Raw genomic sequence first — 26,310 nt, 5'->3', positions numbered from 1 at the left:
CCGCATGACCGACACGCCATTGATCCGCCTCGAGGGGCTGGGCAAGGTATTCCACACCGACGATGTCGAAACGCACGCCCTGTCAGGCGTATTGCTCGACATCGCGGCCGGCGATTTCGTGGCGATCACCGGGCCGTCCGGCTGCGGCAAGTCCACGCTCCTGTCGGTGCTGGGCCTGCTCGACTCGCCCAGTTCCGGGCGGTTGCTGCTGGATGGCGCCGACGTGGCCGGGCTCGACCTGCGCCGGCAGGCCCACGTGCGCAATGCCAAGATCGGCTTCATCTTCCAGGCCTTCAACCTCATCGCCGACCTCACCGTGGAAGAGAACGTCGCCCTGCCGCTTACGTTCCGCCCCGATTACCGGCGCGACGCGGCGCAGCGGCGCGTCCGCACGGTGCTCGACCAGGTGGGCATGAGCCATCGCCACCGGCATTACCCAGGGCAACTATCCGGTGGCCAACAGCAGCGTGTCGCGGTAGCCCGCGCCCTCGTGGGCGAGCCTCGCATCCTGCTCGCGGACGAACCGTCGGGCAATCTCGATTCGCACAACGGCGAGGCGGTGATGCAACTGCTTGAGCAGCTCAACGCCGACGGCGCGACGTTGTGCATGGTGACGCACGATCCGGCCTTCGCCCGGCGCGCGCACCGCGTGGTGCATATGCTCGATGGCCGCATCGTCGACGAGGACACCTTCGAGCGTCTGCGCGGTGACGACGGCGCCGCGATGCCGTTGCTCGGCGAGGCATCGCCGTGATCCCCGCGACGATCGTATTCGCCGAGCTGCGGCAGTCGTGGCGTGGCCTGTGGCGCCGGCCGGCTTTCCTAACCCTGGCCACGTTCACGCTCGCGCTGGGCGTGGCGACGATCACGGCCACGTTCTCGCTGCTCGACCAGGCCTTGCTCAAGCCGTTGCCGTTTCCCCATGCCGAGCGCCTGGTCACGCTCGGCTCGTACTGGATGGACGACCAGAACCTCGCTGCGCCGGGGTATTACGCGCCGCTCAAGACCATGGACGCGATCGAGTCCGCGGGCTTTATCGAGGGCGGGCCCGCCAACGTGAACATCGCCCCCGGTGGGCGCCCCATGGTGGTGGCAGGGATAAAAGCGGACCGCGGCTTTTTTGAAACCCTCGGCGTGTCGATGGCCCTGGGGCGCAATTTCGACGAGGACGAGGGACGTCCCAACGGGCCGCCGGCAGTGTTGCTCTCGCAGGCCACCTGGCGTGACCGCTTCGGCGGCGATCCCACGGTGGTGGGCCGTTCGCTGAACGTCGAGGGGCGCGACATGCCGATCGTCGGCGTGCTGCCCGCGTCGTTCCAGTGGCCCTGGCCGATCGACCTGGTGATCTCGATGCAGCTACCGGCGGTATCGGACGACATGAACACCAACCAGCTGATCGTCGCGCGAATGAAGCCGGGTGCGACGTTGGCGGGCGTTTCGGCGCAGACGGCGGCGATACTCACGCCCCTGATGCTCGCAGGGACCCCCGCCAACGAGGCGAAGCAGGCCCGCGATGCGCTGCGCCAACAGCCGCCCAACGCGTTGCCGCTGATGTCGAGCGTATTCGCCAGCAGCACGGGAAAGACCGTGTGGCTCTTCCTGGGCGCGGGTGCATGCGTGCTCCTGATCGCTGTGATCAACCTTGCGAGCCTGGTCATGCTGCGCTCGCTGACGCGGACGCACGCGATCGCGGTGCGCGCCGCGCTGGGGTCGTCGCCGGGACGCCTCAGCCTGCCGGCGTTCGGCGAGGGCGCCTTGGTCGGCCTGCTCGGTGCCGTGTCGGGCCTGGCGATGGCATGGGGCGGGCTGCGGCTCATCGGTGGCATCGTGCCCCCCGAATGGATGCGTGGCGAGCGCGTCACGCTGACGGGCACCAGCGTGCTGTTTGCGCTGGTCGCGGGCGTGCTGGCGGCGGCCGGCGCGACCCTGCTCGCCGTGGTACGCAGTCGTCGTCGCGACTGGCGGCGCGAACTGGTCGGTGGCGGACGCGGAGGCATCAGCCGCGAGGACGGGCGCGCGGGGCGTGCCCTGGTGGTGGCGCAGGTCGCGGTCGCCGTGGTGTTGCTGATCGGTGCCGCGCTGTTCATGCGCACGCTGCATCGGTTGGAGTCGGTGCCGATGGGCTTCGTCAGTCGCAACGTCAGCACCTTTACGCTGTCGCCGATGAAAAAGCGCTACGTCACCATCGGCGACGTAGCGCGCCTGACCGACGACGTGGTGCGCCGCCTGCGCGACCTGCCGGGCGTGGAAAGCGCCGGGGCGGCGAGCAACCTGCCCACGGGCAGCCAGCTCAACTGGCCGATCGTGCTGCCGGACGGCACGACGTTCGGCGTGCAGTACCGCTTCGCAAGCCCCGGTTTCTTCGATGCCGTGGGCATGCCGTTGCTGGCGGGACGGGGCATCGAGGCCACCGATGTCGCCGGCGCGGATCCGGTCTGCGTCGTCAGCGCGTCGTTCGCGCGCACCTACATGAAGGAGCCCGATCCGATCGGTCACGTCGTCACGCTGTTCGTGGGGCCCCAGTTACACGTGGCCCTGCGTGTCGTCGGGGTGGTGGGCGACGTACGCCAGAAAGGGCCCGCGGAACCGGCACCGCCGATCCTTTACACGCCGCTGGCCCAGGTGCCTCCGGTGGTGTGGTCGTTCCTGCAGGGCTTTGGCCCGCTGAGTTTCGCGGTGCGCAGGCATCCCGGCACGGGGCTCGACGACGCGACGCTGGGCGGCGCGGTCGAATCGGTCGCGCATGACCAGCCCATTTCCGACGTGAGCACGCTGGACACCGTGGTCGCGTCGACCACGGCGGTGCAGCGTCTCAACCTCTTGCTGGTCGGGCTGTTCGCCGTGCTGGCGTTACTGCTCGCGTCGGTGGGCCTGTATGCGGTGATGTCGGTGGCCGTCGCGGCGCATCGCCACGATTACGGTGTCCGCGCTGCGCTGGGGGCGACGCGCGCTCGTCTGCTCTGGACGGTCGTCCGGTCGGCGGCGACGCAACTCGGCTGGGGACTGGCGATCGGCCTGGCCGTGTCCATGGTGCTTTCAAGGATGCTTTCGGGCTTCCTCTTTGGCGTGCAGCCGCTCGATCCCGTGGCGATCGGCGCGGTGCTGCTCGTTCTTGGCGGCTCCGGCCTCGTCGCCAGCCTGCCGCCCGCGTGGCGCGCAGCGCGCGTGCGACCCATGCAGGCCCTGCGTACCGACTGACCGCGCCTACCCGACTGATCTAGACTCGCTTCCCATGTCCGATATGCCAGCGACGGCCGACACCCTTCCTCACGTTCTCGTGGTCGACGACCAGGAGGCCGTGCGCGACGCGCTACGCCTGTTGCTCAAACATGCCGGCTACCGCGTCACCCTCGCGGCGTCGCCCGCCGACGCGCTGGCGTGTCTGCGGGACGACGATACATCGGCAGCACTGGTCGACATGAACTACGCCCAGGACACCACGTCCGGCGAGGAGGGCCTGGCGCTCATCCGTGCCATGCGCGCGCAGCGTCCCGAGGTGCCGATCGTTGCGATGACGGCATGGGCGAGCATCGACCTGGCGGTGCGGGCCATGCGCGAAGGCGCGGTCGATTTCGTCGAGAAGCCTTGGCAGAACGCGCGACTGCTGAGCGTGCTGAACGCGCGCATCGCCTTGCAGCGGCGTGAGCGCGACGTGCGTCGGCTGGGTGAGGCGCAGTCGCTGCTGCTCGACGACGGGGACACGTTCGTGGCCGAGTCGGCGGCGATGCGTCGCCTGATGAACGACGTGGACCGCATCGCCCGCAGCGACGCCGCCGTGCTGCTGCTCGGTGAGAACGGCACGGGCAAGAGCGTGATCGCGAAGCGCCTTCACCAGGCCTCGTCCCGACGGCAGCGGCCCTTCGTCAAGGTCGATATCGGCGGGCTGGCGCCCACGTTGTTCGAGGCCGAGTTGTTCGGCCACGTCAGGGGTGCCTATACCGACGCGCGCCAGGATCGGGCGGGGCGCTTCGAAACGGCCGATGGCGGCACGCTGTTCCTCGACGAGATCGGGAACCTGCCCCTTGAGCAGCAACCGAAACTGCTGCGCGTACTGGAGGATGGCGAATTCGAGCGTCTGGGCGCATCGCGCACGCAGCGGGTCGACGTCCGCATCGTCGCCGCGACCAACGCCGATCTGGATGCCGAGGTGGATGCCGGGCGCTTCCGCGAGGACCTCCTGTACCGCCTGAGCGTGTTTCCCCTGCGCGTGCCGCCGTTGCGCGAGCGTCCCGACGACGTGGTGCCGCTGGCCAGGCATTACCTGACCGCGGCGAGCCGGCGTTACCGGCGCGATACCCCTGTCATGGACGCCAGCGTGGAGCGCGCGCTGATCGAGTATGCGTGGCCGGGCAACGTGCGCGAACTGGCCCATGCCATGGAGCGGGCCGCCTTGCTGGGCGGATCGCGGGTGAGCGTGGCCGACCTGCGCCTGCGCCGATCGGCGCGCACGCGGGGCGTGGAGGACATGACCCTCGACGATGCCGAAGCGATGATGTTGCGCGGCGCCATCGAACGCCACGATGGCAACCTGCTGCGTGCGGCAGAGCACCTGGGGATCACCCGGCAGAGCCTCTACCGGCGCATGGAAAAACACGGACTGCAACGCGATGAGGCGTCATAACCTGCTCGTCGCGTCGCCGGCCCTGCTGGCGCTCGCATGCGTGTTGTGCGTCGGGCCACCCGAGCCCGCCGAAGCGCTGGCCCTGTTCGTGCTCGTGGTGGCGCTGACGTTCGCCGCCTCGCATGTGCTCAGCCACCGGCCAAGCCGGCTGCAGACCGTCGCCAGCCTGTTGGAGGCGTTGCGTGAAGGCGACTACGGCGTGCGTGCCACCGTTACCGGGCATCGCGAGGGCATCGGCGACATCGCCGTACGCTTCAACGAACTCGCCGAACGGCTTCAGGACGAACAGCGCAGCCTGCAGGAGTCGGTACAACTGCTCAGCAAGACGCTCGCCGCCCTGGACGGCGCGGTGTTCGCCTTCGAACGTGACGGGCGCCTGCGCCTGGTCAATCCGGCCGGCGAGCGCCTGCTCGGGCGTCCCGCGGTCGGATTGCTCGGTGCCGACGCCTTGTCGCTGGGACTTGCTCCGTTATTCGACGTCGCGTCCGGCGAGATCGTCGCCCATGCGTTCGCCGGCTCATCGGGGCGATGGCAGGTCGGGCACGCGCGTTTGCGCAGCCGGAGCCAGGATGGCCGGCTGCTGGTGCTGCAACCCATGGAGCGGGCGTTACGGGAGGAAGAGGCCCACGCCTTCCGGCGCCTGCTTCGCGTGCTCAGCCACGAAATCGCCAATTCGATGGGGCCCATCGGCTCGATGGTCGACACGTTGCAGGGCCTGCTTCCCGGACCGGGACGGTCGTTGGATGCCGACCTGGACGCCGACCTTCGCCACGGCTTGACCGTGATCGGCCAGCGCAGCGCGGCACTGCAGCGTTTCGTCGGCCAGTACGCGCGTATGGCGCGCCTGCCACCGCCGTGCCTGGCACGTGTCGACGTGGGGGCGCTGTGTGCACGAGTCGTCGACCTGTTCGACGATCCCCGGTTGAGGCTTCGCGCCGGCGGCGCCTTGGCCGTGCAGGGCGACGCCGACCAACTGGAGCACGTGCTGATCAATCTGCTGTGCAATGCGGTGGAGGCGGGCGGCGAGGCGGCCGTGGTCCTGGCCTGGCGACGGGAAGGCGCCGTGGCGGTCGTCGATGTCAGCGATCTTGGGCCCGGTATTCCCTCTAGCGGCAATCTCTTCGTGCCGTTCTTCACCACCAAGCCGCAGGGCGCGGGCATCGGCCTGGCGTTGTCGCGACAGATCGTCGAGGCGCAGCACGGCACGCTCGAACTGCACCCGCGCGACGATGCCCGGGGCGCCATCGCCCGGATGACGCTGCCTGTCGACGGGGCGGAGTAAGTGGGAACCGTTCGCATGTTCTTTCGAATCGACGCGTCGATTCGGCAAATCGTCCCCTCGGTGGCGACGGGGCCGGGCGGGGTGGCGCGGGACGCTTAGTATCGGACAGGTTCGCCACGGCATGCCGCTGGCGAGCACCACCAGTGCGTTTCCCACCGTGCAATCACTTCAGGAGAGTTCTGCCATGCAGCCGTCCAACGAATCGATCACGACCCGCGCTTTCGCCCGCATCAACGCTTCGGACGTCACCGAGGTGACCAAGGACAAGGACGACAAGGGCCTGTTCCTCACCATCGACACCACCGACCGTCCGGAACCGGAACACTTCATCCTCTGAGCGTCCGCCACCGGAACGACATGCCCCGGAAGGGGCGTGTCGTCCTGGACCGTCCTCGTCGTCCCTCGCGGATCAGGCCATGAAACGTCCCCTCATCCTTGCACCCGATATCGATCCCCACGCCTGTGCCGCGGCCTGGGCACTCGAACGGCAGGGCGTCACGCCGTTGTGGATGCCTTCGTTGCAGGCGCGCCCCGGGGTGCACTACACCTTCCATATCGCCAACGACGCGCTGTCGCTGGAGGATTCGCTGCGCGGCGACGACCGCATCGGCGCGGTCTGGAACCGCCGCCTGCACGATCCCGCGCCACACTGTGCCGACGCCGATCGCACGTTCGCCGAGTGGGAGTGGAAGCTCTTCCAGCGTGGCCTGTTCAGTATCGCCCAGAGCGTCGGCGATGCGTTGTGGATCAACCCGCTACCCGCCGCCCAGCGCGCCGAGCTCAAGCTGGTGCAACTGGACGCCTGCCGCCGGCTTGGCATCCCGTTTCCCGACACCGTGGTCACCACCGACGCGGAACAGGTGGATGCCCTGCGTCGTCGCTGGGGACGCATCGTCTTCAAGAGCTTCCTCGTGCATCACTGGGAAGAGAGCGACAGCGGCCGCATGCACGCGGTCGGCGTGACCCTGCTCGACGACCACAGCGATCTGCCGCCGGAGGCCATCGCCGTCTGTCCGGGCATCTACCAGCGATACATCGAAAAAGCGGCCGACGTACGCGTGACCGTGATGGGTGAGCGCATGTTCGCGCTCAAACTGACCCGGCGCGCCGGAGGCGGCGGTTTCGTCGACTGGCGCGGCCACGCAAAGAGCGGCGAGCTGCTCGCGCAAGCCTTCACGCTGCCGGGCGACGTGGAACAGAAACTGCGCGCCCTGATGCGCGAGTTGAATCTCGTGTTCGGTGCGGTCGACCTCGTGATCGATCGCGAGGGCGGTTATCACTTCCTCGAGGTGAACCAGGCGGGCCAGTTCCTCTTTATCGAAGAGATGGCGCCGGAATACCCGATCCTGCGTTGCCTTACCGCGATGCTCCTGACCGGACGCACCGACGCGCCGCTCGAGGCGGTGCAGGGCGTGGACATGGCATCGTTCCGGCAGTCCGAGGCCATCGAGGCGCTCGGCGAGCGGATAAGCGAACGGCCGCCGGAGCGGCCGTTGCTGACGATCGAATGAGCCTGTCGGCGGTTGCCGCGGCCCTCGGGGACCGCGGCAACGCCAGGATCAGAACTTCTGGTCGTAGCTGACGTAGAAGAAACGATCCACGTCGAACGCCGAGTTGTACGGCGGCACGCCCGAGGACGCGGCGTCGTAGTACAGCGGGCCCTTGCGGTTGAACACGTTGTTGATGCCCAGGGTGAAGGTGCCCTGCCACGGTGCGCGGTAACGGAACTGCGCGTCGTTGAAGGTGACCGATCCCTTGCGGGCGACGCCCAGCGTACCGGTGTCGTTGTTGACCTGGTTCGGGTTGGAGCACTCGAAGCTGTCGACGCAGACGTCCTTGAGCCCGGAGAAGTAACGCATTGTCCAGCTCGCGCCGAACGACTTGTATTCCCAGTTCAGGGCCAGGTTGGAGCGCACGCGGAACTCGCCGGCGGAGGCGTTGGTGGCCACGGCCTGGTTGACCTGGTAGCCGACCAGGTGGCGTGCCGGGGCGCCCGGACCCGCCGTCTCGTCGTACTGCTTCAGGTAGGTGCTGTCCGACGCGATCGAGAACGTGCCGATCGACGTCTCCGGCAGGCGGTAATGCACGCCGAAGTCGTAGCCCTGGGTCTGGATCGTGCCGACGTTGGCGGGCGTTTCCAGCAGGTTGGTGATCGTGCCGGTCGCGTCGCGCGTCACGTTGTTGCAGAACGACGGAATGTTCTGGATGTAGCAGAAGTTCAGGACGCCGTTCGCGGTCAGGTTGGTGATCGCGTTGGTGACCTGCACCTTGTAGTAGTCGAGCGTGAAGTCCAGGCCCTGCACGTAGTGCGGGCTGTACACGAGGCCGACGGTGCGGGTGATCGACTTCTCCGGCTTGACCTGGGTGCTGCCGCCCTGCAGGAACGGCACCTGGCCCGAATCGCCGTTGGCGCTGGCGATGGGCTGGCCGTTCTGGTTGACCTGGCGGAAGTTGGCCGGCACGCCCTGGGCGGCGCAGACCGGCTTGGCGGCGGCCGAACCGTAGACCGCGTCGCACGGGTCGAGATAGTTGTCGAAGGTCTGCGCCGTGCCCTGGAAGAGATCCTGGATGCTCGGCGCGCGGAAGCCCTGCGCATAGGTGCCGCGGACGAGCAGGTCGTCGATCGGGCGGTAGCGGAAGCTGTACTTGTTGTTCGTGGTGCTGCCGAAGTTGCTGTAGTGCGAGTAGCGGCTGGCGACGTTGACGCCGAGCTCCTTCGCGCCGGGCAGGTCACGCAGCAGCGGCACGTCGAGTTCGAGGTAGGCCTCGTTGACGATGTAGCTGCCGTTGGTCGGCTGGCTGGCGGGGTTGGTCGTCAGGCCGAGCGCATCGGTGGCGTCCGGCGTGAAGCGGCCTTCTTCCTTGCGGTGTTCGACGCCGCCGGCGATGCTGACCGTGCCGCCCGGCAGGTCGAACAGGCCGCCGCCCACGTTGGCGCTGAAGTCGTTGGTCTTCTGCGTGGCGCGGTCGGTGGCGAGGTAGCCCAGGTACTGCCACAGCGCGGGGCTCAGGGCGGCGGGGCCACCGGCGATGTTCCACGGCAGGCAGCCGGCCGCCCGGTCGGCGGCATTGGCGCAGGCCACCTGGCCGTTGACCAGCGTGGTGGGGCCGAGGGCCTTTTGCGCGTTCGGCAGGAACACGTTGCCGTTGTAGACCTGTTTCACCTTCGACTGCGAGTAGGTGTAGGTCGCGTCCCAGTTCCAGTCGTGGTTGATGAAGGTGAAGAAGCCTTCGGCGCCCACGTCGATGTGCGCCATGCGATCCTTGTTGAACGAATCGCGCGGTTCTTCGGTCAGGCGGCGGGCGAAATCGACGTCCTGGCCCGGGAACGGGTTATAGGCGTTCTGGCCCGACAGCTGCAGGCCCGTGGCCGACGTGCTGAACGGATAGCCGGCGACGACGGTCGACGAGTCGCGCACGCTGTAGCTGGCCGTGCCGTGCAGGGTGACGTTGTCGGTCAGGTTGTAACGGTCGGTGAGGAACAGGTTGCGCAGCTTGGTGCCGGCGCGGAAGGTCGAATCGGCCTGGGTGTTGTAGCCGTTCGCGTCGCGCTGGTCGTAGTCGGCCAGGTTGGACGCGTTGCCGCCCGGGCGCAGCACGTAGCTGGTGCCGTCCGGCGCGAGGATGTTGCCTTCGTTGGTGAGGCCCAGGCGAGCGTCCGGATGGCGCGGACCCTGCGGGTAACGCGTCAGCGAACGGGTGTTGCTCATCAGCGGATCGGTCTGCTGCTGCGTGGCGGCGAGGATGATCGAGTTGTTCTTGGTGCTGTGGCCCCAGGTGAACTCGTAGTTTTTCTGGTCGCCGTCGCGCTTGCCGTTGGTGCCGTAGTAGACGTTGGCTTCGGCACCGTCGAACTTCTGCTTGGTGACGATGTTCACCACGCCGCCGATCGCGTCGGAGCCGTAGATCGACGAGGCGCCGTCCTTGAGGACGTCGATGCGCTCGATGATCGAGACAGGAATGGTCGAGATGTCGGTGAGGCCGGAGAGGTTGGTGCTCCAGCGACGACCGTTGACCAGCACGAGGGTGCGCTTGGAACCGAGGTTGCGGATGTTGACGTAGCTGCCGCCGACGCCATCGCCGTTGGCGAGCGGGTTCTGGTTGCTGATGTCGGGCGTGCCGGTGGAGGGCAGGCGGGCGAGCACGTCGTTGACGTTGGTCAGGCCGGTGGCCTGGATCGCCTTTTGGTCCATGGTGTAGATCGGCTGCGACGTCTCGACGTCGACCGAACGAATGCGCGAACCGGTGACCACGACGGTCTCCATGTTCTGCGACTTGGTGGCGTCGGGCGCGGCATCCTGCGCCTGGGCGGCGACCGAGAGCAGGCACGCGCTCAGCGCAACGACGAGGGCAGTGCGCTTGGGAGCGCCCCGGAAGGAATTCGTATTCATGCTGACCTCCGCGCTTCGCCTCGCGGCGAAACGGCAACTTCGGAAGGGACGGCACCTGGGGAAGGGAACCGACCTGTGGGGTTTGTGGGGAGGGTGGGGAAACCCGGCCGTCGATTCCCCTGCGGACTAGACGGCGTAACGGGAACATAACGCCAGCGTCATGGGAGTGACAAGACCATGCGAGAAAGAAAAGCGAAGATTCGCAATGTTTTACGACGTGCCGCACGCTGCGCGCGGGAAGTGGACCGTGCCCGCGAACCCTCAGGGCTTCGATGGAACGACGTCGGCGCACCGGGCGTCGTGACGTGACGCGACGCCCGCCGCATCGCACGGCGGCAGGTAGAGCATGCGCGGCGGTGGATGCATCAGGAAGTTTTGATGCGAGATGTTCCACGCGTACGCCCCCGCGAGCGGAAAGGCGAGACAGTCGCCGGGCGCGAGGGCATCCACCGGTTGCCGTCGGGCCAGTACGTCTTTCGGCGTGCAGAGTTGTCCCACCAGGGTGACCTTCTCGTGCGCGACCGCGACGTCACCGTGGCCACGCCAGACCACGAACGGATGATCGTGCCCTTGCGCGGGCGGCGTGCGGAAATGGTGGGTGCCGCCGTGGGCGACGGCAAACCACTCGCCATGGCTGCGTTTGACGTCGAGCACCTCCATGACGTACCAGCCGCAGGCCACGCTGACGAAACGCCCGGGCTCGAAACGCAGCCGCAGCGTCTCGTTGCGATCGGCGAGCAGGCGGCCCAGGCCCTCGCAGAACGCGGCCCAGTCGAAAGAGCGAGACGGGTCGGCATAGTCCACGCCGAAGCCGCCGCCCGCGTTGACCGTGGTCACAGCGACGCCGTGATCGCGCTGCCAGCGATGCACGATGTCCAGGTACGTGTTCACCAGGCGAAGTTGTATCGCGGCGTCGCACTGGTGAGACATCAGGTGGAAGTGAAACCCCTCCAGCGTGAGTCGCGGCGCATCGCGGAGGATGGCCAGGGCCGCCGGCAGGTCGGCTTCGTCCATGCCGAACGGCGTGGGCTTGCCACCCATCATCAATCGCGTGTCGCCGACGCCGTCCACGCCGATGTTCATGCGCAGGAAAACGCTCGCCGTGCGGTTCGTGCGGTGTGCGATCGCCGCGAGGCGGCGTAGCTCGCCGAGGCTTTCGACGTGGAGCGTACAGCCGGGGATGGCGATGGCATCCCTGATGTCGGCGTCGAGCTTGCCCGGTCCGCCGAAGAGCAGGGGCTTGCCCGGCTGGTGCGCGCGAAGCCATCGAAGCTCACCGCCCGACGCGGCCTCGAAACCGTCGACCCACGGCGCGATCGCGGCGAGGACGGGCGCGTCCGCGTTGGCTTTCGCCGCGTAGTAGAGCTCGCAGCCGGCGGGAAGCGCCTCACGCATCGCGCGCACATGCGTGCGCAAGGCATCGATGTCGTAGACATAGGCGCAGACCGGATCGTCGCTCTCCTGGCGCAGGCGCCGCACTTCCTCGCGCACGCGCGACCCATCGATCCGGAGCGTCATGCGGCCACCACCCAAGGTGCCTGGGTGCCGATCGGACTGGGCAAGGCGGTGTAGTCGGCGTCGCGATCGGCACGACGGAACAGCCGCGTGCGCAGGTTGTTCTTGCTTGGCAGCGCGTCGCCGTCGACCAGGCCCTGGAGAGCGGGCTGACGGCCGTGCCGCGCCTGCCAGCCCCGGGCCAGATCGGCGATGCTCTGCCACATGCGATGTTCCAGCGCCAGGTCGTCGCCGCACAGGTGGAAGATCGCCTCGGCGAGATTGTTGACGAGCGCGCAATAGGCGATCCGCTTCCAGCCGCGGTCCGCCGAATAGCCCAGCGAGGCCCGGGCCCGTTCCGAGAGGCCGTCCAGGCGCCCGGCAGGCCAGTGATGCTCGACGAGCTTGGTGCCCTCCAGGTCGCGTACCCATACGCGGGCGGGCATGCCGCGGTCGAAGCCGACCACGGTGTTTTGCAGGTGGGGCTCCAGCACCACCCCATGGCGGAAAAAGGCCAGCCACGTCCCCTCCAGCAGCCGCGCGGCGTAGGACTGGAACCAGGCCAGCGCCATGGGGGCGTACGGACCGCCCAGGCCTTCGACCATGCGTCGACAGACGCTGTGGCCGTCGCGGTCGGTGGTGAACAGCGCGCCGGCCACCTGGGGCCGGTAGCGCTTGCGATGCAGCGGCGAGAGGTTTTCCCGATAGAGCATGCCGAAGCCTTCGGTCAGCTCGCGCAGCGCGTCGGCGTCGTCGGAGAACGCACTGAAATCGAGCGTGGTCGCCGCCGGTTCCACCATCACGTCGAAGCCGGGCACCTGCCGGGTGACGTCGCGCCAGACGGGTTCCAGCAGGCGCGTCAGCGCCACCGCGCTTTCGAGTTCGTACCAGGCGTTCTTGCGCACGCAGTTGGTCAGGCGCACGTGGATCGAGAGCTTGAGGAAATAATCCAGCGCCGGGTGATACATCGTGCGCACCGACGAGGTGGGATACAACGCGTCGCCCAGGGGGCCCAGCGGCTCGACCCAGCCCGCCGCGATGGCGGCTTGCAGCGGCGGCTGGGCGAGCAGGCGCTCGGCTTCCCAGGGATGGCAGGGGTAGCGGTCGGTGCCGCCCGACACCGTCGCCAGCGTCGCCCGCACGTCGCGGCCTTGCCCGCGGAACAGGCGCGGGTCGATCCGGAACCAGAACAGCGGCACGCGTGCGCGGATCTCCGGCGAGGCGTCGAGCACCAGCGGCAACGGCAGGCCCTCGCGGCTCTTCGGCGTGGGATGCATCGCGTGGCCCCATAGCATGCCTTGCTCCGCGTCGAGCAGGGCGTCGCCTGTCAGCGGCGCGTCGAGCGAGCGGGCGAGCAGTTGCCGTGCGACCTCGATGCTGTTCATCGTCTGCGCGTGCAGTTCGCCGTTGAAGCCGCATTCGGGGGCGAGGCGCTCGAGCAGGAAACGCACCGTGGCGTCCGCATCCGCGCAGCGCCAGGCATCGCCCGGCGCCTTCAGGTAAGGCGGCGAGGCAAACTCGCAGCGCCCCAGCCGGCTGCTGCGCGCGATGCCGATGCACAACGCGTAGCCCGGCTCGGCGAACGTCATGCGGAGCATGCGGCCGCCGACGTGGGCGAGGCCACCTGGGGCATCGTGTCCGCGATCGTCCAGATCGGCCTGGCCACGAGGCAAGGCGAATTCACGCAGGTAGCAGTTGATCCAGCAGGCGATGGCCTGTCGTTCGGCCTGGGCCTGGTACCACTGGTCACGTATCGCTGGCGGGGACATGGAGCGACCTCTTCAGGGGACGGAAGACAAGGGCGGCCGTCGCCACGGCGGCGAGGCCGGCGAGCGCGGCCGCGACAAAAGGCGCGGCCAGATCGATGCGCGAAACGAGTGCGCCGGCAGTCAGGCCGCCTGCGGCACCCGCCCACTTGCCGCAGGCGTCGAACAGGCCGAAGACGTGGCCGGCGTGGCCGCCTGCGGCACGCTGGCCGAGTGCGCGATTGAGTCCGCCCAGGGCCAGCAGCATGCCCGCGCCGTAAAGCAGGCGGGCCGCCACGATCCACGCCGGCGATGGCGCCATGGCGTGGGCCAGGCAGGCGAGCGAGAACACCCCGAGCCCTAGTAGCAAGGGACGATCCGGTGCCATGGCGGCGCCGCGCCACCACGGTAGGGCCACTAGGTACACCAGGTGCGGAAGGCTGTAGAGCAGGCCCGCGGTCGCATCGCGGGTGACACCGAGGCGTTCGGCGTATGGCACGAAATACGGGAAGGTCACCACCATCGCGAAATAGAACAGGAACTGCACGCCGAGCAGGCCGAGCCAGTCGCGCCAGGCGGGAGCCGTCGCGCGTGTCGCCGCGTGAGTGGCGTGGCCATCGTCCCGGGGCAGGCACAGCGTCACCGCGAAGGCCACCAGCGGCAGCAGGGCCAGATACCGGTAGAGCGCCTGCGGCGAGCCCCATGCCATGGCAAGGCCGAGCAGCGCAGGTGCCGAGACCATCGCCAGTCGTGCGGAAAACTGCGTCCAGTCGAGCGCGCGGGCGAGGGAGCCATCCCGGCCGAACTGGGTCGCGAGGTAGGCGTTCGCGGCGGCGAGCGATCCGCCGCACGTGCCCTGGATCGCCAGGGCGAGCACGAACCAGCCGAGGTGAGGGGCGAAGCCCGCCATGGCGAAGCCGAGCGCCAGGCCAAGCTGTGCACGCAGGAGCGACAGGCGCCGGCCGTAGCGATCGGCGAGGCGCCCCCACGTGGTGGCCGTCAGCGCGGTGCAGACCGTCGGCAGCACGTAGAGCGCGCCGGCCAGCCAGGCGGGTGCGTCGGGTGCCAGGGCACCAAGCACGCGCGGCATGAACACCGGCATGCCCAGGGCGGTGAAGGCGGCGAGATAATGCGCCGTCAGCACGGGTCCGAGCACGCGCATCATGCGTCCCCGCGCAGCCGCGGATCACGCATGAAGTTCGGTCCGCTGTCGCCATAGAACTTGTTGATGTCCGAGGCCCCGGTTGCCTGCTTGCTGAGCAGGCTGCCCGCGCTCAGCAGGTATTTCACCGGCAGGGCCTGCGCGTCGAACAGGCGTCGCGCCGGCGCGACGTCGATGCCGTCGCCGGCCAGCGCATCGAGGGTGGCGTCGACGATCCGGGCCAGCGCCGCGTAGAGGGGGCGTCTCAACGCCGGCGCGTGTTCGCTCACGCCCTCCAGCACGGCCAGCAGGCACAGTTGCAGCGTGATCGTGCAGAACATGCGGGCGAGCGCCTCGTCGTCGTCGACGAGGATGCGTTCGTCGCGTGGCCGGCCGAGTGCGCGTACCGCCGGGGCGCTCGCGAGCAGGCGATCCAGGCGTACCCGCGCGGCGTCGTTGTCCTTCATCACCAGGGTCGGCGCGATACCCTGTCGGTAGGCGAGCACGGCGTTCTGCTGGTTGGACTCCAGCGCCACGCCATGGCACAGCCAGAGCCGCAGGTGCACCTCGCAGAGCAAGGTCGCGTAGGCGCGCCACCAGGCCATGACATCGCCGCCGTGGAAACGGTCGGCCACGTGCAGGGCGAACGGACGTCCATCCGGCATGGACGCGCATAGCGCCGCGACGGGCAGGAGGGTCTCGCCGTCGGACGGCGGGTAGGCACGCACGATGTAGGCGAGGTGCCGGGCGTCGTCCACATGGCCGCCGTGCGACTCGTCGACATGCACGTATCGCCCGCGCAACGCGGGGTCGTGGTCGCCGAGGTGCCGAAGCACCCGTTCGAACCAGTGGCCGTCGTAGATCGTGGACGGCTTGATGAGGCGCAGGTTGAGCGCCCCGAGCGTACGCATGAGCAAGGGCAGCTTGACGTGCCAGCGCGGGTGGGCCAGCGGCACGACGGTGCGCACGGACAGGGTCGGGCGCACGGCGAGGTAGCGCCGAGGCGCGCGAAGGCTGCCGTTCGGCAAGGCGAAGCCCTCCATCCGGTCCCAGGTCAACGGATGCGCCGGCACCAGCGCGTGGCTGGCATGCAGGTCGGTGGGCAGGCCCACTTCGGCCATCGTCGGCCAGAAACCAGGTGTCGGCGTGGTCAGCGTCAGCGACGATCGTGGCACCGCCAGCCAGCACAGTTCGAAGGTGGGCGCGAACTCGGGAGCGTAGGCCCGCACGTCATCGTCGCCGAAGCCGGACTTGGCGCGTGCGGTGGGATAGAACGGATGGTCGCGATAACTCGCCAACTGATCGCAGCGCAGGGCGCGCTCCATGTCGTCCGGATCTGTGAGCGCCTCGGCGAGATGGCGTGCCCGCAGCGCGTAGCCTTCGCGGGCGAGCGCGCGATGCGCGGCGGCGCACGCGGCTTCCGCGGCGTACTGGCGGTGCAGGGCGACCGTATCGTCGTCGAGCCCTTCGCCGATTCGCTCGAGCCAGCACGACGCGCCTTCTTCGTAGTGCGTCGTGTCGCCTGCCTCGCGCAACCAGCCGTGCGACACGGCCCCGATGGCCTGCAGGTCATCGCGGCGTTCGACGGGGATCCACAACGTGCCGGCGGGCAGGTGCGTCACGCGCCACCACAGCGCCGGGGCCTCGTGCGGCCACGTGCGCAGGTGTCGGGGCTGAGGGATCTCCGCGGTGCCGAGGGTCACCAGGCGGCGCACGTCTTCGCGCAGGCAGGCATCCACGATGCGCCGGGTGACGTAGGCGTCGTCGGCCGCGGTGACGTTCGGGCGCGCGGTCATGCGAGTGCCTCCGCGGGTTCGGTCGCCTCGATGTGCCAATGCAGCGTCGAGGCGATCGCCCGCACACCTTCATCGAGGGCGGCCTCGTCGTCACCGACGGTGCTCACGATGCCGAGGTAGTCCTTGTTCGAATGGGTCAGACGGATCGATTCGCCCTCGTGACGCAGGGCCCGGTAGTGCGCCTGCCAGCCGGGGGCCGCCATCGAACGGTCTGCGCTGGCCGATACCAGGCGCCCCTGGTTGGCTGCCACGACGTAGTCCACCCGGGCATGCCGTCGCGTCGGTTCGGGCAACACGAGCGGTCCGCCAAGGTGCGGCTGAAGCAGCGTCTCGAACCAGCGGCCGCCGTGCATGCGGTCGAGCATGAACTCGCGACCGTCGCCGATGCTGCGGTAGTTGATCTCCACCAGCACCGGGCCGTTCCCGGTGAGGATGAACTCGCTGTGGCAGATGCCGATGCCGACGCCGAAGGCCTCGACCTGGGCCAGCGCCTGCGCCATGCCGTGCGTGACCGCCGGGCCGTTCCAGCGCGCCTCGAGTTCGACGAAGTGAGGCGGTGCCGACAGCGTCACGTCGAAGCCGCCGATCGCGTGGAGTCGTTCGCCGTCGCCGAGGGTTTCGAGCGTGAACAGCGGGCCCTCGATAAATGCCTCGAGCAGCACCGCACGCCCCGGATGGCGCTGCCAGAAGGCGTCCAGGTAACGGTCGAGCGCGTGAGCGTCGGCGCAGAGGCTGACGTCCATGCTGGCGACGCCTTCGCGCGGCTTGGCTACGATGGGCCAGGGCACGTCGCGGGGCGGCGTCGCACCCGGGGACAGGGCATGGAACCATGGCGTGGGCAGCCCCCGTTCGCGCTGGCGCTCGCGCATCAGCGCCTTGTTCTTCGCCGCCTTGCAGGTGCGCCAGTCCTTGCCGGGAAGGCCGAACGCTTCGGCGACCAACGCCGTCGCGGTCTGCAGGTGGTCGCTGTTGGAAAACACGGCCGCGGGACGGATGCCCGCGCCGTGCAGCGCATCGATCGCACTGAGCGGATTGAAGACATCGCACTCGATGATCGCCGCGGGCGTATCCGCCGGGTGTGCATCGAAATGGCGCAGGTGCTCCAGGCGCCGGTCGGTGAGCAGTACCGTGGGCAGGCCCTGGCGGTGCGCGGCGGGAACAAAACCGTGTGTCACCGCCGGATGACAGACGTGCGTAAGGATGACGAGCGGGGAATGATCCATGCCGGCTTCACCTTGGGTGGGGAGATACGTTGTGCCGCGCGCGGCGTGACGGGGAACGTCCGCAGGCGGATGTCGATGCGTTAGAAGGCCAGCTCCACGCCGGCCGTGAACGTGCGGCCCGGCGCGGACTCGCGGCCCCAGGGGCTCGTGTCGATGCCACGGAAGTAGTAACGGCGATCGGTGAGGTTGTTCACCGCCAGCGTGCCCTTGAGCGCGCCGGTACCGCTGCGGGAGAACGTGTGCGTGACCTGGGCGTTCCACACGGCATAGGCCGGGAGCGGCCCCACCGAGGCGATCGCGTTTTCGGTCGGCGTGTTGGCGGCGTCCGTGAAGGCCTTGCTGAAGTAATAGCCGTTGACCGCGACGGTGGTCGCGCCGAGGTCGTATGACGCGCCGAGGTTGTATTGGCGGCGCGAGGTGTAGGGCACGCGCTTGCCTTCGAACGCACCGGACTCCTGGGAGGCGTCGAGGTAGGCATAGCCCACGTCGAGGCTGAGGCCGCGCACGTTCGCCGGGCTCCAGCGGAACTGGCCCTCGACGCCCTGATGGCGGGTCTTGCCGATGTTGCCGTAGGTGCGCGTGGTGTTGTCCAGCACGATCTGCTTGTCGAAGTCGATGCGGTAGACGTCGACGTCGAGGCGGACGTCCTGCGTCGGCGTGAAGCGGAAGCCGGCTTCGTAGTTCCACGCCAGTTCGGAATCGAGGTTATCGCCGAACACGATCTGGGTGACCTGCGGCGCGCGCAGCGAACGCTGCGCATCGGCATAGAGGTACCAGTCCGACGATGCCTTGTAGCCGACGGTGAGGCCCGGCAGGCCGTTGCGGATGTCGTTCTGGGTGGTCTTGCCGCTGGTGCGGTCGCGGTAATCGGAGTCGAGGTGCTCGTAGCGCAGCCCTGGCGTGACGGTGAGCCGGTCGTCGAGGAAGCCGATGGCGTCGCTCACGTAGGCCGCGATCGCGCGATCGCTGAATTGCCAGTTGCGCACCAGGGTATACACGCCGTTGTCCAGGCCGGTATTGCCGACGAGGAAATCGATGTCCTCGCGCTCGGCGCGCACGCCGACCGTGATCGTCTGGGTCACGTTGCCGTCCACGTGCAGCGACACCCGCGGCTCGGTGCCGTAGACGCTGAAGCCCCGCGGTGCGCTTTGCAGCAGCTGCGGCGCAAGGTCGGAGCGCCAGGTCTGGGTCGAGGCGCGGCGCATGCCGACGACGAAGTTACGCGTGCTTTCCGCGCCGAAGCTGGTCCAGTCGAACTGCGAGCGATCGAATGGGCCCCACGCGCCGAGGTCCTGCTGGTAGGTAAGCGAGCTGCGCGTCGTGCGTCCGCTGAACCGATCGAGCGGGCGCGTGGCCTGGCGCGGATTGTCGCGATAATCTGCGGGCGCGAGCGCGCCGGCCAGATCGAGGCCGGCGACGTAGCGGCCGATGCTCGCCTTGATCAGCTTGTCGTCGGCCACCCACCATTCGGTGCGCAGGCGCACGTTCTTGACGTCGGTATCGCTGTGGTCGCGCCAGTAGCGGCCCTTCTGCCAGTCGGCATCCAGCTGCATGCCGAAGGTGGGGGTGAGGTAGCCGCCGGTGCTGACCGAGGTGTCCTTGAGGTAGTGGCCCTTGCCACCGGCGGTGACCTTTTCGCCGAGGGTGGTGGTCCACGCCTCGGGAATCGCCTTGCTGACGAGGTTGATCACGCCGCCCACGTTGTTCGGGCCGTATTGCACGGCGGCGCCGCCGCGCACGATGTCGATGCGATCGATCTGGTTCATCGTGACGGGAAACAACGACAGGCTCGTCTGCCCGTAGGGCGCGAGCGACAGCGGAATGCCGTCCTCCAGCACCTGCACGCGGCCGCTGCGGCTCTCGTAGAGGCCACGCAGCATGATCTGGGGCAGGGCGCCCGTGCCGGTCTCGTCGAAGATCTTGATGCCCGGCACGTGCTGGAGCGCGTCGTCGAGCGAACGGTAGGCGCGGGTCGAGAGCTCCTTCGCGTCGATCACCTGGCGGCTGCCCGCGTACGTGCGCACGTCTTCCGGGTTCGATGCGTTCAACACGTTGCCTTGCACGGTAACCGCCTGCAGATCGCGCGGCTTGGTGGTGTCGGTGTCGTCCGCGTGGACGCGGGAGCCGAACAGGGCGCCGCCGATGGCGAGGCTGAGGCAGGAGAGTCGCAGGATGGCACGCACGGCGGTTCGATCCTTCAGGAGGTCAGGGTGGACAGGTCGGATGTCAGTTCGCGACGGCGCGCGCGCAGCGCGCCCATCAGCAGGCCGCGGTCTTCGCCGGCGAGCAGCCAGCGGGGATGTCGCGCCAGCCAGTGCTCGCGTTGCGCGGCGTTGCGGGGATTCGCGCAGAACGGGATGCCAGCCTCGTCGCAGTGCCCCGCGAGGTCGAGCAGGCGTTGCCATACGCGGGGGTGCAGCGGGTCGGGACCCAGGCCCAGGTCAAGGGCAAGGTCGAGCGCGCCTTCCATGACCAGGCTGATGCCCGGCACGGCGAGGATGTCGGGCAGGGCGTCGATGCCGGCGTCGCTCTCGATCATCGGTATCACGCGGATCGCGTCGCGCGACCCGGCGATGTAGTCGGCGAGCGAGCGCTTGCCGAACCCCGTGACGCGGCCCCCGGTGATGCCGCGTCGGCCCAGGGGCGGGAAATGCGCGGCCTCGACGGCACGGCGTGCCTGGGCGACGGTTTCGAGCCGCGGGATCACCACGCCGGTCGCACCGGCGTCGAGCACGCGACCGATCAATTGGGTGTCCACCTCGGGTACGCGCACCCAAGGCTCGCAGCCACCGATCTCACAGGCGCGAATGGCGTGCTGGAGGTCGTCGGGGGACACCAGCAGGTGTTCGAGGTCGAGCACCGCGAAATGGTATCCGGCCGCGCCGAACATCTCGCACAGCAAGGGCGATGGCACCGAATTGAGCAGGCCGACGTGGCAATCCATGACAGGGGCCGTAACGGAAGACCCCTGGAGTATATCTAAATAGCAATCGTTATCAATTGCATTTGAGAATTTTCGTCATCTGGCGCCCGCGTTTCGTGATGCGTGGCGCACTCTCCGAAGGGTTCATCGACGTGTCGCGAAAACGCCATCGAGTTCGGGCCGTGCATGGAAACCCGCTTTTTCGAGGCGCTTCACCACTTCGCGCGGCACGTCGCGCCCGCTCGTCAGCTTGTTGGGGCTGCCGGTGTAATGAAACAGCTTGCCGCCCCGGCGTAGCACCCGGGCCAGGTGGTCGTAGAACGCCTGGGAATAAAGTTCACCGGCGATGCCGAAGCGGGGCGGGTCGTGCAGCACGGCATCGACCGATGCATCCGGCAGGGCCTGGATCGCCTCGGCGACGTCGGCATGGGTGAGCGTAAGACGGCCCGCCGCGGAAGGGGCATCCGGGTCGGGCGACCACGGATTGAGCGTGCGCAGCCACAGCACCTCGCGGTTCTTCTCGAACGATTGCATGCGTCCGACGCCAGCCTCCAGGCAACACGCCGCGAAATAGCCCAGACCGCCGCACGTGTCGAGCACCGTCTTGCCGCGCGGTTCGACCAGCGCGACCTTGCGTCGCGCATCGTCCACGGGCGACTCCCGGGCCGTGGGCAGCATCTTGATACCGTCGATCTCAAAGGTCGGCGCGCCCCACTCGGTCGGCACGAGCTTGATCAATGCGCCGGCGAAACGCGACACCGCCTCGTAGCCGTCGCCCTCGCGGTAATAGATCGTGCGGTCCTTCAGCCCCTGCGCATACGGGTGATCGTGTCCCAGTCCGTGCCAGTGCGTGTCGCCCAGCGTCACCGTCACCTGCGAGCGACCCAGGTCGAGCGAGCCATGCCACGTCGCCTGGCCGGCATCCCGGGCCGTGAGCAGGGCGAGCGCGACGTCGCGCGTGAGCAGGGGGCCGGCGTAATGCGCCATGGAATCGTCCGGAAAGGCGGTAACGCACCATTATGCCTCGTGTGCCGGACACGTCGGCGCGCGGAGGCGCCGGTTGACCCTCCGGCGGCGAATCGATTAAGGTCCGCGGCCCCGCGTGATGCGGGTAAGTGGTTGACTGCGAAGGTCAAGGCAAGGATTCGCGATGGAGGGCCGTAGCGCCTTCCCAGGGAGATGTCATGATTCATCAGGATCGCGAGTGTGTCGCGACGCACGGTCGTCCGGCGTGGAAGGCCCGGGCCAACAGCACGTTTCCCATGCTCGTCGGCATGCGCGATGGCCGCACGCGCTGGGAGCAACTCTGGTGGCAAAGGGTGAAGCCCCGGCGCTTCGTGCTTTGCTGCATTCCGTTTTTCATCGACGACCTCGCCCTCGGTGACGAGGTGGAAACCACGGCGCGGCATGTCGTGCGCGCCATCGTGGCGCGATCGGGCCAGGCGACCTTCCGGGTATGGAACGAACAGCGTGATCCATGGGTCCGCGACACCGTGCTCAAGGCCGTCGAGACGTTCCGGCCGTGGGCGGAATGGCGTTCGACGGACCTGCTTGCGTTGAGCGTGGACGCCAGGGCGGCCGGCGCGATGGCCGCGCGCCTGCATGCGCTGGCGCGGCAGGGGCTGATCCGCGTCCGCGCCGGCGAGGTCGCCACGCCGGGGTAACATGACCGTCTGGCCTTCCCCGATGGCAACCTCATGAACGAGTCCCGCGATCGCCGCGTTACCGCGTTGTTCGGCATCGACCTGCCGGTGGTGCAGGCGCCGATGGCCGGCGCCACCACCGCACAGATGGTCGTGGCCGTGAGCGATGCCGGTGGCCTGGGTTCGCTGCCCGGCGCGGCGCTGACCGTGGCGCAGATGACGGCGGCGCTGGACACCATCCGTGCCGCCACATCGCGCCCGATCAATCTCAACTTCTTCGCCCATGTCGCGCCGCCGCCCGATCCTGTCGCGCAGATGGCGTGGCGCGCGCGGCTGGCCCCTTACTACGTCGAGCACGGCCTCGACCCGGCACTGACGCCGTCGCCCGGGGGGCGGGCACCGTTCGACGAGGCGTATTGCGCAATCGTTGAGGCGTATCGTCCCGAAGTCGTGAGCTTTCACTTCGGCCTGCCCGACGCGACGTTGCTGCGGCGGGTGCATGACACCGGCGCGAAGGTGATCGCTTCGGCCACCACCGTGGCCGAAGCGCGCTGGCTGGTCGAACGCGGCGTCGACGCGGTGATCGCCATGGGATACGAAGCGGGTGGGCACCGGGGCAACTTCCTCGGCGACGACATGGCGTCCCAGGTCGGCACGATGTCGCTCGTGCCGCAGGTGGTCGACGCGGTGCCGGTGCCGGTGATCGCCGCGGGTGGCATCGCCGACGCCCGTGGCGTGCGGGCCGCCTTCGCTCTTGGCGCGTCGGCGGTGCAGGTCGGCACCGCCTATCTGTTCACGCCGGAGGCCCAGGTGGGCGATGCGTATCGCGCCGCGCTGCACGCGGCCACCGACGACGGCACGATGGTCACCAACGTCTTTACCGGACGGCCGGCGCGTGGCATCGCCAACCGGCTCGTCCGCGAGGTCGGGCCACTGTCCGACCTCGTGCCGGCGTTTCCGACGGCCGCCGCCGCGGTGGGTCCGCTGCGTTCGGCCAATGCCACCGACTTCGCCAACCATTGGTCGGGTCAGTCGGCGCCGTTGGCCAGGGATCGGAGTTCGGCCGAACTGACGCGGCTCCTCGGCGACGCCGCAGGCTTCAGCGCGACAGCGCCGGATCGCTAAGCGACGGCCGGCCGGTCTCGCGGTGGCCGGCGAGACGGCGCACGAACCGCGGATCGGTGTCGCAGGTGATGCTGAGGTCGTACCAGTGGTCGTTGCTGAGGATTTCCCACGGGCTCTCGACCCGCGCGCCCGGCATCAGCACGTGGCGACGAGGCGCCTGTCGCGTGTAGTCGTTGGGCGTGATCGTCACCGTGCACGGGCGGCTGCCATGGTTCTGCAGCACGAGGCGTAGCAGCCCGGAGAGTCCGTCGTGGTCGACGCTGACTTCGGGTAACGCGACCTGGCCGCGATCGTCGGCGATCGGCGGTTGCGTGCCGCCGAACTGGCGCAAGAAGCCATTAGGGCCGTGCACCGCCAGGTCGTAGGCGTTGCCGCTGTAGAGGCTGGTCCAGTAGTCCGATAGCCGCTTGCCCGCTTCGACGGTATACGCCCACGGACCATCGCTGCGCGACGCCGACGACACATGGAAGAACGCGCCCGTGGTGCCCTGGTTGTCGAAGTCGAGCCAGTAGCGTCCATGGTCGAGGTCGATGCGACCGGTCACGTCCAGTGCATAGGGCAGCGGGCGGCTACGTCGGCGCCCGGCTTCCTGCGCGGGCAGCGCGGTCTGGCCGAACGGCGCCGAGGGGCGGAACACGGTGTGATTGCCGCGATCGGGTTCATAGGCCGCGGTCGACGGCAGGCGCGGCGACTCCGTGTCGCGCTGGGCGAAGTCGAAGCAGTTCGTCAGGTCGCCACAGATGGCGCGACGCCACGCGGAGATGTTCGGCTCGCGCACGCCGAAGCGTTGCTCCAGGAAACGCAGGATCGAGGTGTGGTCGTAGGTTTCCGAACAGACGAAGCCACCCTTGCTCCACGGCGATACCACCAGCATCGGCACGCGCACGCCCAGGCCGTAGGCGCCGCTGACGAAACCCTTGCCGCCGTCGTAAAGCTCGCCGTCGATGCTGACGGTGGACAGGCCCTGGTCGCGCGAGGCCGGCGGGTAGGGCGGCACGATATGGTCGAAGAATCCGTCGTTCTCGTCGTAGGTGATGAACAGCGCGGTCTTTCCCCACACCTCGGGGTTGGACGTGAGCGCGTCGAGCACCTGGTCGATGTACCACGCGCCGTAGTTCGCCGGCCAGCTCGGGTGCTCGGTATAGGCTTCCGGCGCGGCGATCCACGACACCTGCGGCAGCCGGTCGCCCATCACGTCGGCGCGCAGCAGGTCGAACAGCGATTGGCCGCCCAGCGTGTTCGTACCGGTGCGGGCTTTTTCGTACAGGGCATCCCCCGGCTGCGCGTTGCGATACGCGTTGAAATACAGCAGCGAGTTGTCGCCGTAGTTGCCGATGTAGGGGTTGGACGTCCAGCCCCAACCGCCGGCCTTGTCGAGGCCTTTGCCGACGTCCTGGTAGATCTTCCACGAGATGCCCGCGGACTCCAGGCGCTCGGGGTAGGTCGTCCAGCCGTAGCCCTTCTCGGCGTTGTCGAGCACCGGGCCGCCGCCCTTGCCGTCGTTGCCGACGCAGCCGGTCCACATGTAATAGCGGTTGGGGTCGGTCGAGCTGAGCAGCGAACAGTGGTAGGCGTCGCAGACCGTGAAGGCGTCGGCCAGCGCGTAGTGGAACGGGATATCCTCGCGGGTCAGGTAGGCCATCGTCGTGGTGCCCTTGCTCGGCACCCAGGCATCGTAGCGGCCGGCGTTCCATGCCGCGTGCGTGTCGTTCCAGCCGTGTGGGAGGTCTTCGATGAACTGCAGGCCCAGGTCGTCGGCCACGGGACGGAACGGCAGCAACACGTCGTCGCTGCCGGGCGTGCGCGGCTGGTGCCATACCGAACGTCCGCTGGCAAGCGTGAAGGGTCGCGGATCGCCGAAACCACGCACGCCGCGGAGGCTGCCGAAGTAATGGTCGAACGAGCGGTTCTCCTGCATGAGGATCACCACGTGTTCGATGTCCTTCAGCGTGCCCGTGCGGCGCAGCGCGGGCGTCGCCAGCGCCTTCTGAATCGACGCGGGGATCGCGCCGGCCGCCATCGCGCCGAGGGAAAGCTTCAGGAAATTACGACGGTCCGTTGAAGTCATGGTGCGCTTGCCGTGATGTGACGATGCGGGCGAGTGTGCTTCACGACTATGACAGCTTCGTGCCCGCGTGAGTTGCCGTTTTTGTTCTGTGCGCCACGCCGCACTCCGGTATAGCCCAACGGACGTCCGTATCGGGTGATACGGATGGTCATAGCCATTCATTACCGCGGGGAGAGTTCGCCATGAAAGTCGCTTGTCTTGGTCTGGTTCTTCTGGTCGCCGCGTTCGGCGCGCACGCATCCGGCCTGTTCGATCGCGTCGGTGTCCACCAGGGTTACAGCAATGCGCCCGTCTGCCCGGAGGGCGAGAAGCCCGTCATGGCCGGCGTGGTCGACGGCCACATGACGTGGCGTTGCGTACCGGTCTAAACCGCATCGCTGTTCGGTTTCCCGGGCCGCTTCCGTCGGGGGCGGCCTCACGGCGTGCGCGCCGGATACACCCATACCGCGAAGGCGTTCGCCTGTGTGTCTTTGGCGTAACGCACGTCATGCGTCACGCATTTTCGGCATTTCTCCCGCGCCGCTTGCCGGGAACGCTGCGCGCGTAGCTGCGAAAGAGCCCGACGTAGCGCGTCGTTTCACGGACGATCGCAACGAATGCGTGCAACGCAAGCGCGACATCGCAAGAACTTGCGCGTTGCAATGGCCGTCACATTCTTCGAAGAATCTGGATGTCGATGCCGGGGCGATGCCTGCACGTGGCTCTCGTGCGCCGCCCGGGCGACACGTCATCGTTGATGAATCAGTGGGGGGCTTGATCGCTGTTCGAATGACCTGGCTTGGGTCATTCGCGTACCTCTGAGGGGAGGGGCGTTGGCTGCTGGGTCAGCCGTGGATTCCGTTGTCATCCGGCCGCTGT

At 68.3% G+C, this 26,310-nt stretch carries 19 protein-coding genes; 9 read left to right on the top strand and 10 right to left on the bottom strand.

Going from position 1 to position 26,310, the window contains the following annotated elements; translation table 11 throughout:
* Positions 1-4 precede the first annotated feature (4 nt).
* From PI246_RS16485 to PI246_RS16460, 6 genes are all read left to right on the top strand, one after another.
* The gene (locus PI246_RS16485) at positions 5-754 is read left to right on the top strand and encodes an ABC transporter ATP-binding protein (RefSeq protein ID WP_320552413.1); all 750 of its coding nucleotides are present in this window, start codon (positions 5-7) and stop codon (positions 752-754) included.
* The gene (locus tag PI246_RS16480; RefSeq protein WP_320552412.1) at positions 751-3,198 is read left to right on the top strand and encodes an ADOP family duplicated permease; all 2,448 of its coding nucleotides are present in this window, start codon (positions 751-753) and stop codon (positions 3,196-3,198) included. The genes PI246_RS16485 and PI246_RS16480 overlap by 4 nt, the downstream gene beginning before the upstream one ends.
* 34 nt (positions 3,199-3,232) lie before the next feature.
* A complete protein-coding gene (locus PI246_RS16475; protein WP_320552411.1) occupies positions 3,233-4,621 on the top strand; it encodes a sigma-54-dependent transcriptional regulator in 1,389 nt (462 codons plus the stop codon).
* Between the two features lie 835 nt (positions 4,622-5,456).
* Positions 5,457-5,903: a sensor histidine kinase gene (locus PI246_RS16470; protein ID WP_320552447.1), complete on the top strand. Its 447-nt coding sequence runs from the start codon at positions 5,457-5,459 to the stop codon at positions 5,901-5,903.
* A 184-nt stretch (positions 5,904-6,087) separates the two neighbouring features.
* A complete protein-coding gene (locus PI246_RS16465; RefSeq protein WP_320552410.1) occupies positions 6,088-6,240 on the top strand; it encodes a hypothetical protein in 153 nt (50 codons plus the stop codon).
* Between the two features lie 79 nt (positions 6,241-6,319).
* The gene (locus PI246_RS16460) at positions 6,320-7,414 is read left to right on the top strand and encodes an ATP-grasp domain-containing protein (protein WP_320552409.1); all 1,095 of its coding nucleotides are present in this window, start codon (positions 6,320-6,322) and stop codon (positions 7,412-7,414) included.
* A 48-nt stretch (positions 7,415-7,462) separates the two neighbouring features.
* Here the strand turns inward: PI246_RS16460 and PI246_RS16455 are convergent, their stop codons facing one another.
* The 9 genes from PI246_RS16455 to PI246_RS16415 all read right to left on the bottom strand — a co-directional run bounded on the left by PI246_RS16455 (position 7,463) and on the right by PI246_RS16415 (position 21,603).
* A complete protein-coding gene (locus PI246_RS16455) occupies positions 7,463-10,294 on the bottom strand; it encodes a TonB-dependent receptor plug domain-containing protein (protein WP_320552408.1) in 2,832 nt (943 codons plus the stop codon).
* Positions 10,295-10,555: 261 nt separating this feature from the next.
* On the bottom strand, positions 10,556-11,812 hold the full coding sequence (locus tag PI246_RS16450; protein ID WP_320552407.1) for a type III PLP-dependent enzyme: 1,257 nt from the start codon (positions 11,810-11,812) through the stop codon (positions 10,556-10,558).
* Positions 11,809-13,557, bottom strand: coding sequence for an IucA/IucC family protein (locus tag PI246_RS16445; protein ID WP_320552406.1), 1,749 nt, complete (start codon positions 13,555-13,557; stop codon positions 11,809-11,811). The genes PI246_RS16450 and PI246_RS16445 overlap by 4 nt, the downstream gene beginning before the upstream one ends.
* Positions 13,535-14,698: an MFS transporter gene (locus tag PI246_RS16440; RefSeq protein WP_320552405.1), complete on the bottom strand. Its 1,164-nt coding sequence runs from the start codon at positions 14,696-14,698 to the stop codon at positions 13,535-13,537. Before PI246_RS16440 ends, PI246_RS16445 begins: the two co-directional genes overlap by 23 nt.
* Positions 14,695-16,470 (bottom strand): IucA/IucC family protein, encoded by a 1,776-nt coding sequence (locus tag PI246_RS16435; RefSeq protein ID WP_320552404.1) that lies wholly within the window; start codon positions 16,468-16,470, stop codon positions 14,695-14,697. The genes PI246_RS16440 and PI246_RS16435 overlap by 4 nt, the downstream gene beginning before the upstream one ends.
* A complete protein-coding gene (locus PI246_RS16430) occupies positions 16,467-17,693 on the bottom strand; it encodes an ATP-grasp domain-containing protein (protein ID WP_320552403.1) in 1,227 nt (408 codons plus the stop codon). Before PI246_RS16430 ends, PI246_RS16435 begins: the two co-directional genes overlap by 4 nt.
* Before the next feature lie 80 nt (positions 17,694-17,773).
* Complete coding sequence (locus tag PI246_RS16425) at positions 17,774-19,876, bottom strand: TonB-dependent receptor family protein (RefSeq protein WP_407069828.1); 2,103 nt, start codon at positions 19,874-19,876, stop codon at positions 17,774-17,776.
* Between the two features lie 14 nt (positions 19,877-19,890).
* The gene (locus PI246_RS16420) at positions 19,891-20,637 is read right to left on the bottom strand and encodes an HpcH/HpaI aldolase family protein (protein ID WP_320552402.1); all 747 of its coding nucleotides are present in this window, start codon (positions 20,635-20,637) and stop codon (positions 19,891-19,893) included.
* A 123-nt stretch (positions 20,638-20,760) separates the two neighbouring features.
* Complete coding sequence (locus tag PI246_RS16415) at positions 20,761-21,603, bottom strand: class I SAM-dependent methyltransferase (RefSeq protein ID WP_320552401.1); 843 nt, start codon at positions 21,601-21,603, stop codon at positions 20,761-20,763.
* A gap of 197 nt (positions 21,604-21,800) precedes the next feature.
* Between PI246_RS16415 and PI246_RS16410 the strand changes: the two genes are divergently transcribed.
* Positions 21,801-22,280, top strand: coding sequence for a DUF4265 domain-containing protein (locus tag PI246_RS16410; RefSeq protein ID WP_320552400.1), 480 nt, complete (start codon positions 21,801-21,803; stop codon positions 22,278-22,280).
* Positions 22,281-22,313: 33 nt separating this feature from the next.
* Positions 22,314-23,384, top strand: coding sequence for an NAD(P)H-dependent flavin oxidoreductase (locus PI246_RS16405; protein WP_320552399.1), 1,071 nt, complete (start codon positions 22,314-22,316; stop codon positions 23,382-23,384).
* On the opposite strand, the gene PI246_RS16400 is transcribed toward PI246_RS16405, so the two are convergent.
* Positions 23,359-25,452 (bottom strand): phosphocholine-specific phospholipase C, encoded by a 2,094-nt coding sequence (locus PI246_RS16400; protein WP_320552398.1) that lies wholly within the window; start codon positions 25,450-25,452, stop codon positions 23,359-23,361. The genes PI246_RS16405 and PI246_RS16400 overlap by 26 nt on opposite strands.
* 182 nt (positions 25,453-25,634) lie before the next feature.
* On the opposite strand from PI246_RS16400, the gene PI246_RS16395 reads away from it, so the two are divergent.
* Complete coding sequence (locus PI246_RS16395; protein WP_320552397.1) at positions 25,635-25,820, top strand: hypothetical protein; 186 nt, start codon at positions 25,635-25,637, stop codon at positions 25,818-25,820.
* Positions 25,821-26,310 lie beyond the last annotated feature (490 nt).

The sequence above is a fragment of the Luteibacter sahnii genome (genome assembly GCF_034063545.1).
GTDB classification, from domain to species: domain Bacteria; phylum Pseudomonadota; class Gammaproteobacteria; order Xanthomonadales; family Rhodanobacteraceae; genus Luteibacter; species Luteibacter sahnii.
The sequence above is the reverse complement of the archived record's forward strand: the minus strand, read 5'-3'. Positions and strand labels throughout refer to the sequence as shown.